Genomic DNA, 11,211 nt, shown 5'->3' on the forward strand with positions numbered 1-11,211 from the left:
CGCTGGCCGTGCGCACCGCGCAGGGCTGTTGCAAGCAAGGAGAAGCCAAGGATGCGCAACGAGACCATCGGTGTGCTGGATCTGCGTCGCAATCTGTCGGCGTTGCTGGAAACCACACAGCGACGGCCGTTGATGGTGCATCGCTATGGCTCGCCATGGGTGTGCGTGGTGTCCGATGCGCAGTGGCAGCGACAGGCGGTGCTGCTGGATTTCGATCCGCAGTCGCACCCGCTGGCGATGCTGCTGCGCCTGCAGCAGCAGGCGCTTCCCCTGTCTGAAGCCGGTGCGTTGTCACCTGCGGCCCTCGCGCGCGCACTGCTGTTGACGGGGGTTCATGGCATTGACGATCTGGCGCAGCTGCACGAGCAGGTGCTGCACCATCGGCTGTGGCACTGGTTCGTGGCGGGTACCCACGGTGTGATGGACAGCTGGCAATTGCCGGCGCTACGCGTTGCGATGGGGTCATGGTGCGATGACGCGGAGATGACCGATGCGCTGGCCGCGTTCGCCGCGCGCAGCGACGTGGCGATACTGGCGCGCCGTTGCGGGGGCGACGCACCGCGACTGGAGCGCGAAGCCTGCAGGCAGATGACGCTGCGATGACGTTGGCGATGAAGCGCCACGCAGCGCACAGAGCTGCATGCGCGCTGTCGCTTCACCTGCCTTGCTGACGTCTTCTCCAGAGTACGGCGCACCACGCGTCGCGGAGCACGGGCGGCGCCGATGGCAGACAGTCGCAGGATCAGCATGCTGGAGCTGGATCGTCACCTGAGCCAGTCACTGGAGCAGGCACGGCATACGCCATTGAACGTGCAGCGCTATGGGCATTCCTGGGTCTGGGTGCTGTCCAGTGACGCCTGGGCAGATGCGGCGCGCTGGGCGGCACTGGACGGTAGTGCGCACCCACTGGTGGCGCTGCGAAAAGCCATCGATCTGCAGCTGCGGCCCTGGCCCGAAGCGGCCATGAGCCCGCTGCCGCTTGATGCAGGCGATGCGCGGCTGCTGCAACGCGCGGCCCTGCTGGTGGTCATGCGCGATCTGAATAGTGCCCAGCGCGTGTACGACGACCTGCGCTATCACCAGGCCTATCGGATGTTCATCGGCCTCGATCATGGAACGGCGTGGTCGCCGATGCAGTGCGTGCGGCTGCTGCAGGCCTGTGCGCACCCATTGCTGCGCGGCTGCATCGACGATGCGCTGGCCAGCGTGCCGCGGGACCTGTTCGAGTCTGCATGTGCACCGGCTGCGCGCGTTGCGCCTGCACAGGCACACGCGCAGCGAATTGCCGGTGGATGTTTATCGTACTGACACATGCACCGCTGACCATGGCGCAGCGGTCTCTTCCAGGATGACGAGGGCGGAACAATGGCAAGGCAGGTTCGTGGTCGCAAAGCTCGGCAGAAGGGTTTCAGCCTGATCGAGATCATGGTGGTGGTGGTGATCATCGGCATCCTCGCCGCATTGATCGTGCCGCGGTTGATGGACCGTCCCGACCAGGCACGCGTGGTGGCGGCGCGCCAGGACATCGCCGCATTGATGCAGGCCTTGAAGCTGTTCAAGCTGGACAATGGTCGCTATCCCAGTGCCGAGCAGGGCCTGCAGGCACTGGTGAAGCCCCCGCAGGGCGGTGGCGCGATGCCGGTCACGCCCTATCTGGATCGCCTGCCCAATGACCCGTGGGGCCATCCGTACCAGTATCAGATACCTGGCACCCACGGCGACATCGATGTGTTCTCGCTGGGTGCGGACAGCAAGCCCGGCGGCGACGCCGGGAACGCGGACATCGGCTCCTGGCAGCTGTGAGGCAGGCCGATGTCAGCCCCGATGCGTTCTGTTTCAAGTGCCCGTCAACGTGGCATGGCGGTGATCGTCGCCCTGCTGGTGGTGGCGCTGGTGGCGGTGATTGCCACGGCACTGCTGACCCGGCAGTCGGCCCAGTTACGTGCGCTGCGTGGCGACCAGCTACGCGCGCAGGTGCGTATGGCGGTGGATGCAACGCTGGAGCGTGCGGCGCAGCAGCTGCGTGAGGATGTAAAGGAACAGCTGACCACGGTGCGCAGCGGGCGCTGGGCCCGCCCATTGGAGCTGCAGGCGCCGTTGCCGGTGCAGCTGCAGCTGGTCGATGCGCAGTCGATGTTCAACCTACGCAACCTGCTGGCGCATGGCAGGCCGGACCCCGAGGCGCGGCGCGCGTTCATCGCGTTGTGTGCCGGGCAGGGGCTGGGCCAGGGCGCCTGCACATCCGCCGCGGACCACATCCAGGCGCGCCTGCGCGATGGCGACATGCAGGCGCAGGCACCGCTGCCGCGCGAATCACTGATCGAACAGGCGTTGCTGGGTGCCGATCCGGTAGCGCTGCAGGCGCTGGCGCGGCGCACCGTGGTGCTGCCGGCGCAGACCCTGGTCAACGCCAACACCAGCGACCTGCGCGTTCTGCAGGCGGTGACGCCTGCGGTCGAGCCGGCGCGGCTGCAGGCGCTGCTCGGTGAGCGTGACGCTGGCCATTGGCTGCTTAATCGCGGCGACATCGCCAACCGACTCCAACTGAGCAACGAACAGATGGCCGTGCTTCCCTTGGGTATCCATAGCGAGTGGTTCCTGGCAGTCGGCCAGGTGCAGGCTGATGGCAGCGCGGTTGATTTTCGCGCGCTGCTCTGGCGCGAGTACCGCGACGATGGCGTGCGTGTGCAACGCGTGTGGACGAGGATCGGCGCATGAACGTGCAGCTTCGGGTGCGCCTGCCGGCGCTTGAGCGCCTGCGCGCCGACAGCGCGGTGGACTGGGCGCAGCTGCACAAGGGCGAGGTGCTGGCTCACGGTCGCGACACACTGGCGGCGCTGGGCCTGCGGCATCCGCAGGCTGCGGTGCACGCCTGCCTCGATCCGAACGACCTGATCCTGCTGGAACTGCAGCTGCCACCGTTGTCGGGGCGCCGCCTGCAGTCGGCGCTGCAGGGTGAGGTGGAGGCGATGCTTCTGGATGACCTGCAGGAGGTCGCGTTGGCCCACGGTGCGCAGGCGACGGACGGCGCGGTTCCTGTGGCCTGGCTGGGCCAGCAGGCGGTCCTGCAGGCGCAGCAGCTGCTGGCTTCGTGCGCACTGCGGCTGCAGGCGCTGTATCCGACGCCGCTGCTGCTGCCCTGGCAGGACGGCCATGCCACGCTGCAGGTCAGCGGCGAGCACCTGCTGGTACGCAGCGGGCGCGATCGGGGTTTCGTTCAATGGTATGGCGGACGTGATGCCTGTGCGGTGATGCAGGCGTTGGCAGTGCGCCTGCAACAGGCCGGCATGCAGGCCGTGCAGTGGATCGATAGTGTGCCGCCGACGTGGCCGGACAGCCTGCCGGCCACCGCCATCCCCCATGAACGGCAGGCCTCTGGCCCCTTGCCAGGCTGGTCATTGCCGCTGCCCGGGGCGGGCCGGAAAGCGCCGCGGCTTGCGATCGGGCTGGCATTGGCGGCGATGTTGCTGGCCGCGCTCGGTCTGCAGCTGCAGGTCTCGCGGTGGCGAAGTGAGGGCGAGGCCCTGCAACAGGACATGGCACGCCAGTTCAGCGCACGCTTCCCGGAGATCACCGACGTGGTGGACCCGGTGCTGCAGGCAAGGCGAGCACTGGCCGTGCCACTGCCGGCGCCGCCGTTGCCGCCGCTGCAGCGTCAGGTAGCCGCCACGCTGCAGGCGGTTCCGGAGCTGGCCGGGCAGGTGCGCAGCCTGCATTACCAACCCGGGCAGCTGGACATGGAGCTGGATGCCGATGCCCAGGCATTGGCCGACGATCCGCAGCGGCTTGAGCATTGGCAGCAAGCGGTCCAGGCACAGGGCCTGCAGTTGGCGCGCGAAGCCGGTGGAAGCCTGCGGGTGAGCGGAGCTGGACAGTGACGATCCGAACCCTGCGGTTGGGCGAGGCAATGGAGGGCCTGCAGCAGCGCTGGCAACGCCTGCCACCGCGCGACCGGCTGATGCTGTGGGTGATGGTGGTGGCGCTGCTGGCGGCGGGTCTGTGGATGTTGTGGCTGGAGCCGCTGCTGAAGCAGCGCACGCACTGGCAGGCCGAGCTGCCGCGGCTGCAGGCACAGGCGCGTGTACTGGCGCCACTGCTGCAGGCACGCGAGCGCCAGCAGCAGACGCAGGGGCAGCGCCCGACGATGGCCGGGTTGCGTGATGGAATCAAGTCGGCCGGCCTTGCCGACGGACTGCATATCGAAGCGCGCGACGGGCGTTGGCACCTGCAGGTGCAGGCGGTGCCCGCTGACGCGCTGTGGAACTGGCTGCTGCCCGTGCTGGCCGATCCGGCCATCGAACTGCAGCAGCTGCAACTGACACGCACAGGGGATGCGAACATGCCGGCGGCACGGATTTCCGGAAACATCGTGATGGTGCTCAACGTGGGTGCCCATCCATGAGGGCGATGCGCAGCCTTGCCTGCAGTACCGCACTGGCCTTGATCGTGTGCATGGCCCACGCATCGGCGCCGGTGCTGGCGCAGGACGCCCGCGATGAGCCGGTGCAGTTGAACCTGGTGGATACCGATATCGGTGGCGTGCTGCGCATGGCCGCACGCTTCACCGGGCGCCAGTTCCTGGTCGACCCACGGGTGACCGGCAAGATGACAGTGGTTTCCGATGGCCCGGTCAGCCGTACCCAGGCCTACCAGTTGCTGCTGGGCGCACTGCGCATGCGTGGCTTCGCCGTGGTAGAGAACGGCGGCGTCAGCCGGGTGGTGCCGCAGGCCGATGCCAAGCTGTTGGGAGGACGCGTTGGCACCGGTGGTGCCGGCGGTGAGGTCGCCACGCGCACCTTCGCGCTGCGCTACGAGAACGCGGCCGCGCTGGTGGCGGTGCTGCGGCCGATGATCAGCCCGGACAATCCGATCACCGCCAATCCGGGCAACAACACCCTGGTGATCACCGACTACGCCGACAATCTGGAGCGCATCGCGCGGGTGATCGCCAGCGTCGATACGCCGGCCGGCATGGACACCGATGTGGTGAAGCTGCAACAGGGCATTGCCGTTGACGTCGCTGCGATGGTCGCGCCGCTGCTGGATGCGCAGGGCGCCGAGCCCAACCAGAAGGTGGTGGTAATGGCCGACCCGCGCAGCAACAGCGTGCTGCTGCGCTCGAGCAGCCCCGGTCGCACGCGCCTGGCGAGGCAGTTGGTGGAGAAGCTGGATCGTGCCCAGGACGAGTCCGGCAACCTGCATGTGGTCTATCTGCGCAATGCCCAGGCCAACCAGTTGGCCGGCGTGCTGCGCGGTGTGGTGGCCGGCCAGAGCGATGCACCGGCGATGGGCAGCAACGAAGGCATCACGCCGCTGCCTGGCGACGCCAACCGTTCCACGCCTGCGCAGCCGTCGCAGCCGCAGCAGGCCAAGACCGGCGGCAACGCGCTGGAATCACAGCGGCTCGACCCGAACCGCCGCGACCCGATCGATGCGGGAAGCACCGGCTTCAGCCAGAACGGCATCTCGGTGCAGGCGGACGTGGCCACCAACACGCTGCTGATCTCGGCGCCGGAGCCGGTGTACCGCAACCTGCGGCGGGTGATCGACCAGCTCGACCAGCGCCGTGCACAGGTGCTGGTCGAGAGCCTGATCGTGGAGGTCAACCAGACCGACGCGGCCGAGCTGGGGGTGCAGTGGATGGTGGGCAATGGCCGCACCTTTGGTGGCACCCACTTCGGTGGCGCCACTGGCGGCAGCGGGCTCAATACCGGTGCGCGTACCACGCTGGACGTGCTGCCCAAGGATGGCCTGAAGATCGGCGTGATCGACGGCACCATCAACCTGCCCGGTGTCGGGCAGATCCTCAACATGAAAGCGCTGGCCAACGCGCTGCAGAGCAAGGGCGGCGCCAACATCCTGTCCACGCCGAACCTGATGACGCTGGACAATGAGGCGGCCAGCATCATGGTCGGCCAGACCGTACCGTTCGTCAGCGGCCGCTACGTCACTGACGGCGGTGGCGGCAGCAACAACCCGTTCCAGACCATCGTGCGCGAGGACGTGGGCCTGAAGCTGCGGGTGCGCCCGCAGATTTCCGAGGGCGGCACGGTGAAGCTGGACATCTACCAGGAAGTCAGCAGCATCGACGCGCAGAGTGCCAACAGTGCCGCCGGCATCATCACCAACAAGCGAGCGCTGGATACCAGCGTGCTGCTGGACGATGGCCAGATCATGGTCCTGGGTGGCCTGCTGGAGGACAACGTCAGCCACGGTCGTGATGCGGTGCCGGGGCTGGGCAAGATCCCGGTGCTGGGCGCCTTGTTCCGCAGCGACACGCGCAAGCGCGCCAAGACCAATCTGATGGTGTTCCTGCGCCCGCACGTGGTGCGCGACCCCGCCGCCGGCCAGCGCCTGACCCGTGACCGCTACGACTACATGCGCAATGCGCAGGCCGGCGCACAGCCGGTACAGAGCTGGGCCTTGCCGGCGCTGTCCGCACCGCAGCTGCCGCCGCAGGACCTGTCTGTGCTCGGCCAGGGCAATGCGCGCGATGGACAGGGCCAGCCACTGCAGAACACCAGCCTGGCAGCGTTGTATCCGGCCGGTGACGGCGATGCCCAGCTGGTGCAGTTCGCGCAGGGGCTGGACCCGGCGCGTGCCAGCAAGGGCGTGGCACAGGTGCGGGCACTGGGCCTGCAGGCCTATGCCGAAGCGACGCCCGGCGAGAGCGGGCAACGCCTGCGCGTGCGATTGCCACGCGATCCGGCGACGCTGGACCCTGCGCTGCAGCGCCTGCGCGGGCTGGGCTACACGCCGGAACTGGTGATCGGGCCGTGAGCGCTGCCGCGCCGCTGCCGTACGCCTGGGTGCGCAGCCATGGCGTGATGCTGTCCGAGGCGGGCGGCGAGCCGGTGTTGCTGGGCACCGCCGAAACTGCGGCGTGGGCCGTGGCCGAACTGCGCCGCCGGCATGGCCCGCTGCCGTTCCAGGCACTGGATGCGGCGACCTGGCAGCAGCGGCTGGGTGAGCAGTACCGTGACGGCGGCGATGCCGCTGCAGTAGTGGGTGCCGCCGAAAGCGAAGTCGATCTGGACCGGCTGATGCAGGACATGCCGGAGGTCACCGATCTGCTGGATGCGCAGGACGATGCACCGGTGATCCGCATGATCAATGCGCTGCTGGCTCAGGCCGCCCGCGACGGCGCCAGCGACCTGCATATCGAACCGTTCGAGACCCATTCGGTGGTGCGTTACCGTGTCGACGGCACGCTGCGCGACATGGTGCAGCCGCGTCGCGCCTTGCATGCAGCGCTGGTGTCGCGCATCAAGATCATGGCGCACCTGGACATTGCCGAGAAGCGCTTGCCGCAGGATGGCCGCATCGCGATCCGCGTGGGTGGGCGTCCGTTGGACATCCGTGTCTCCACGGTGCCGACCGGGCATGGCGAGCGCGCCGTGCTGCGACTGCTGGAGAAGGATGCCGGCCGTCTCCAGCTGCAGCGCCTGGGCATGGCTGATGACACCCTGGCCACGTTCACCGGATTGATCCGGCAGCCGCATGGCATCGTGCTGGTGACCGGGCCGACCGGCAGCGGCAAGACCACCTCGCTGTACGCCGCGTTGGGCCAGCTCGACAGCAGCACCAGCAACATCCTCACCGTGGAAGATCCGGTGGAGTACGACTTCGCTGGCATCGGCCAGATCCAGGTCAATGCGCGCATCGGCATGAGCTTCGGCACCGCGCTGCGCGCGATCCTGCGCCAGGACCCGGACACCATCATGATCGGCGAGATCCGCGATCTGGAAACCGCGCAGATTGCCGTGCAGTCGTCGCTGACCGGCCACGGCGTGCTCGCCTCGCTGCATACCAACGATGCGATCTCGGCGGTGACCCGCCTGGCCGACATGGGCGTGGAGCCGTTCCTGCTGGCCTCGTCGTTGCGCGGCGTACTGGCGCAGCGGCTGGTGCGCCGGCTGTGCACGCAGTGCCGGCGTGCCGAGGTGGATGGCGAAGGCCGAACCATGTGGCGCGCGGTGGGCTGTGCGGCCTGCGCCAACAGCGGCTATCGGGGTCGTACCGGCATCCACGAACTGTTCGTGGTCGATGACCGCGTGCGCGCATTGATCCATGAAGGGCAGGGCGAGCCCGCGCTGCGCGAGGCCGCGCGGCGCGCCGGCATGCGCACGTTGCGGCAGGACGGCCAGCGCTGGGTCGACAGCGGGGTGACCACGCTGGAAGAGATCCTGCGCGTCACCGGCGACGACTGAGACGACGATGGCACTGTTCGATTATCAGGCCGCCAACGCGCAGGGCCGCATCGAGAAAGGCCAGCTGGACGCCGACAGCCCGCGCGGTGCGCGTCAGCTGCTGCGCGGGCGTGGGCTGACGCCTGTGCAGGTCAGTGCGGCGCGCAGTGCCGGCAGTGGCTGGGGTGCTCGCCGGTTGTCAGCCAGTGAGCTGGCCTGGGCCACGCGCCAGCTGGCCAGCCTGCTGGCCGCCAGCCTGCCGTTGGAAGGTGCCTTGAGTGCGGTGATCGAGCAGGCCGAGCGCCCGCACGTGGCGCAGGCGCTTACTGCCGTGCGTGCGGATGTACGTGCTGGCCAGCGCCTGACCGTGGCACTCGCCGCGCGGCCGCGCGATTTCCCGCCGATCTATCGGGCACTGGTGGGGGCGGGTGAAGACTCCGGCGACCTGGCGCGAGTGATGGAGCGCCTGGCCGACTACATCGAAGAACGCAATGCGCTGCAGGCCAAGGTGCTGACTGCCTTCATCTATCCGGCGGCGATCAGCCTGGTGTCGGTGGCGATCGTGATCTTCCTGCTCAGCTACGTGGTGCCGCAGGTGGTGACCGCGTTCGTGCAGGCGCGGCAGACGCTGCCGATGCTGACCCAGGTGATGCTGGCGGCCAGTGCTTTCGTGCGCAGTTGGGGCGTGTGGGCGGGGCTGGGCATTACTGCGCTGGTGGTGGCCTGGCGACTGGCGCTGCGCCGGCCCGAGCTGCGCCTGCGCTGGGACGCGATGCTGCTGCGGCTGCCGATGATCGGGCGCTTCGTGCTGGGCGTGAACAGCGCGCGTTTCGCCTCGACGCTGGCAATCCTGCTCGATGCCGGCGTGCCGCTGTTGCGTGCACTGGAGGCGGCGCGGCAGACCCTGGGCAACGCGTTGCTGGCGCGCTGTGCCGATGATGTGTCCGCGCGCGTACGCGAAGGCGCTGCGTTGGGTTCTGCATTGAAAGTACAGAAAGTGTATCCGCCGATCCTGGTGCATCTCGTGGCCAGTGGTGAAAAGACAGGTTCGCTGGCACCGCTGCTGGATCGTGCCGCGCAGACGATCTCGCGCGAGATCGAGCGTCGTGCAATGGCGCTGACCGCGTTGCTGGAACCGACCATGATCCTGGTGATGGGCGGCGTGGTGTTGACGATCGTGCTGGCCGTGCTCATGCCGATCATGGAGATGAATCAATTGGTGCAGTAGATCCACGCCATGCGTGGATACGTCGTACGGCGCGCGTGGTGGGTGATCCATCCACGCATGGCGTGGATCTACTGACATCCTCAACCCCTTGGTGCAGTGATGCGCAAAGCGCATCACGGGTAGAGTCGACTGTTAGTCGACTAGCGCGCAGAGCGCGTGCTTCGTACTGCTGCTGCGTGTGAAGGGTAGTCGACTAACAGTCGACTCTACACAGTCGACTCTACCCAGCCGGCTCTACACAGTCGGCTCTACCCAGTCGGCTCTACCCAGTCGGCTCTAGCCGGCCGATTCCATCAAGTCGATTCCATCCAGCCGATTCTCCACACAATCCTCCACACCTTTTTTCGATCTTCCACAGGTTTCTTAAGCGGCCTGTCATCGGCGCGGACCAGCATGGACACGTCGCCGCAGAGTGGGCTGGGAGGCCCTCGGCGGCAGCAGGCGTGTAGTGACCGTTCCTCCCTTGGTGTTTCCCTTCGCAGTAAACCCTTCAGGAGAAGATCATGAACAAGTACAAGACCCTGGCCGCGCTGGTTGCCACCGCGCTGCTTGCCACTGCTGGTGCCGCTTCGGCCCAGTCGCTCGTGCAGGGCGGCGGCGCTTCGCTGCCGGCCAAGCTGTACAAGGGTTCCTCGGACAGCATCCTGCCGTCGACCTTCAGCTATGAAGTGACCGGTTCGGGCACTGGCAAGCAGGCCTTCCTGGAAAACAAGGCTCAGCTGTTCAATACCACCGGCACCGTGCATTTCGCCGGTAGCGACTCGGTCCTGACCGACGCTGAGATCACCGCCTACAACGCCAACTTCGCCCCGACCTACGGTCCGCTGATCCAGATTCCTTCGGTCGGCACCTCGGTGACCATCCCGTTCAACAGCGCCGGCGGCAACCTTGATCTGAGCGTCAGCCAGCTGTGCGGCGTGTTCTCGGGCAAGATCACCAACTGGAGCGACGTCGACAGCAGCCGTTCGGGCCCGATCACCGTCGTCTACCGCAACGAGAAGAGCGGCACCACCGAACTGCTGACCCGCTTCCTGGCCAGCGCCTGCTCGGCCGCTGACACTGCCGGTACCAACCTGATCGGCGGCAAGTTCAGCACCACCCAGGAATTCTGGAAGCAGTTCTCGGCCCTGCCGGCCAACTTCGTGACCGCGTCGGCGCTGGGCAGCCAGCCGCTGTACGACAAGGTCTATGCCACCACCGGCGGCATCGGCTACATCGGCCCGGACGTGGTTCCGAACCTGGACGACGCGACCAAGATCGCCAAGGTCCGCGGCTACTCGCCGAACGATCCGAGCGTGCAGGCGACCCTGAACACCGTCGCTCCGCCGACCGGTGCCGCTGCCAACGATCCGCGCAACTGGGTGCCGGTCTTCACCAACCCGCCGGCCGTCGGTTACCCGATCGTGGGCTACACCAACTTCGATCTGGGCCAGTGCTACAAGACCACCGCAGTGGCCACCGCGCTGCGCAGCTTCCTGCTGGGCCACTACAACGGCAACAACGATGCCGCTTCGCGTGCCCACGGCTTCGTCCCGCTGACCGCCACCTGGCGCGATGCGATCCGTACCCGCTTCGTGGTTGCTGGCAGCACCGCTGGTCTGAACAACCCGAGCACCTGCGCCGGCCTCGGCCGTCCGTAATCGCTCGCAGGCCGTATTTCCAGGCCTGAACAGGCGCCGGCAGCAATGCCGGCGCCTTCTGCGTTCCGGCGCCCGCACTTTGCTTTCTTGATGTCGGCTTCACGCCCTCGATCCCGTCTAACAGGGATAGGGCGAGTGACGCCCACCTTCCAGA

General features: G+C 67.4%; 10 protein-coding genes. All 10 read left to right on the plus strand.

Annotated features, from left to right (window positions below):
• Positions 1–51: 51 nt before the first annotated feature.
• The 10 genes from RI032_RS18145 (at position 52) to RI032_RS18190 (ending at position 11,057) form a co-directional block, all read left to right on the plus strand.
• Positions 52–603: a hypothetical protein gene (locus tag RI032_RS18145; protein WP_313297254.1), complete on the plus strand. Its 552-nt coding sequence runs from the start codon at positions 52–54 to the stop codon at positions 601–603.
• 120 nt (positions 604–723) lie between these two features.
• Positions 724–1,308, plus strand: a complete 585-nt coding sequence (locus RI032_RS18150) for a hypothetical protein (protein ID WP_322547434.1) — start codon at positions 724–726, stop codon at positions 1,306–1,308.
• 57 nt (positions 1,309–1,365) lie between these two features.
• Complete coding sequence (gspG, locus tag RI032_RS18155) at positions 1,366–1,803, plus strand: type II secretion system major pseudopilin GspG (protein WP_313297249.1); 438 nt, start codon at positions 1,366–1,368, stop codon at positions 1,801–1,803.
• A 9-nt stretch (positions 1,804–1,812) separates the two neighbouring features.
• A complete protein-coding gene (gene gspK / locus RI032_RS18160) occupies positions 1,813–2,718 on the plus strand; it encodes a type II secretion system minor pseudopilin GspK (protein WP_322547435.1) in 906 nt (301 codons plus the stop codon).
• Positions 2,715–3,878, plus strand: a complete 1,164-nt coding sequence (gene gspL, locus RI032_RS18165) for a type II secretion system protein GspL (RefSeq protein ID WP_322547436.1) — start codon at positions 2,715–2,717, stop codon at positions 3,876–3,878. The genes gspK and gspL overlap by 4 nt, the downstream gene beginning before the upstream one ends.
• Complete coding sequence (gspM, locus tag RI032_RS18170) at positions 3,875–4,402, plus strand: type II secretion system protein GspM (protein ID WP_313297243.1); 528 nt, start codon at positions 3,875–3,877, stop codon at positions 4,400–4,402. Before gspL ends, gspM begins: the two co-directional genes overlap by 4 nt.
• The gene (gspD, locus tag RI032_RS18175) at positions 4,399–6,780 is read left to right on the plus strand and encodes a type II secretion system secretin GspD (protein WP_322547437.1); all 2,382 of its coding nucleotides are present in this window, start codon (positions 4,399–4,401) and stop codon (positions 6,778–6,780) included. The genes gspM and gspD overlap by 4 nt, the downstream gene beginning before the upstream one ends.
• Positions 6,777–8,210, plus strand: a complete 1,434-nt coding sequence (gene gspE, locus RI032_RS18180; protein WP_322547438.1) for a type II secretion system ATPase GspE — start codon at positions 6,777–6,779, stop codon at positions 8,208–8,210. The genes gspD and gspE overlap by 4 nt, the downstream gene beginning before the upstream one ends.
• A 7-nt stretch (positions 8,211–8,217) precedes the next feature.
• Entirely contained in the window at positions 8,218–9,417 is a 1,200-nt protein-coding gene (gene gspF / locus RI032_RS18185; RefSeq protein WP_322547439.1) for a type II secretion system inner membrane protein GspF, read from the plus strand.
• Between the two features lie 503 nt (positions 9,418–9,920).
• Complete coding sequence (locus tag RI032_RS18190; protein WP_134958180.1) at positions 9,921–11,057, plus strand: substrate-binding domain-containing protein; 1,137 nt, start codon at positions 9,921–9,923, stop codon at positions 11,055–11,057.
• Positions 11,058–11,211 lie beyond the last annotated feature (154 nt).

Origin of the sequence: Stenotrophomonas geniculata (assembly GCF_034508895.1) — a bacterium.
Taxonomy (GTDB): Bacteria; Pseudomonadota; Gammaproteobacteria; order Xanthomonadales; family Xanthomonadaceae; genus Stenotrophomonas; species Stenotrophomonas geniculata.